Source organism: Belnapia arida, assembly GCF_016773205.1.
Taxonomy (GTDB): Bacteria; Pseudomonadota; Alphaproteobacteria; order Acetobacterales; family Acetobacteraceae; genus Belnapia; species Belnapia arida.
This window is the reverse complement of the sequence record NZ_JAETWB010000169.1, coordinates 1-647: the sequence shown is the minus strand read 5'-3', so window position 1 is coordinate 647 and position 647 is coordinate 1. Positions and strand designations below refer to the sequence as shown.

The 647-nt window shown below is 67.5% G+C and carries 1 protein-coding gene; it reads left to right on the top strand.

Going from position 1 to position 647, the window contains the following annotated elements; genetic code table 11:
- A partial coding sequence (locus JMJ56_RS33235; protein ID WP_202836137.1) for a hypothetical protein occupies positions 1 to 647 on the top strand: 647 nt, incomplete at both ends.

Sequence of the window (647 nt, the reverse complement as noted above, 5' to 3'; positions counted from 1 at the left end):
GTATCGGTAATGAATCCGTCGAGACCTTGCTGAAAGATCTGCGGCGGCGCTTCGCCGGGCGGGATCCGGCGCATCTCGACTGGCGCCTAGACCCCGAGCGCTACACGATGGAGCAGCTGGCCGGACGGTTGCGCGCCTTCCTCTACGAGGAGAAAGCCGTGCCCTGCTCGGAGCCGACCAACCTCCAGCTCCGGCTTTGCGGCTACTCCGCCGGCCGGCCGCTCGCCGAGGTGTGGGAAGTCAGCATGACCGGGCATGCCTGCCCACCGCCACGGCGGATCATGGACGAAACCAGCTTCGGCGTGATGTGGGACGGCCAGTACGAGGCGCTCAACCGGCTCATCCTTGGCCTCGGCTTCGATGTCGGGGACGCGCTGGTGAAGCACGGCATGCCGGCGGAGGAGGTCGGCAGGCTGCAGGAGGAGCTGGTCCGGGAGCTCTACGCGACGCTCTCCGTCCCCGCCATGCCGATCCAGGACGCGATCGACCTGGCGCGCTTCCTGGTCGAGACCACGATCGGCTTCGTCCGCTTCGCCGTCTTCCTGCCGAAGAGCGTCGGTGGCGCGGTCGAGATCGCCGCCATCACCAAGCACGAGGGCTTCCGCTGGGTTCAGCGGAAGAGCTTCTACCCTGCCGACATGCGCCAG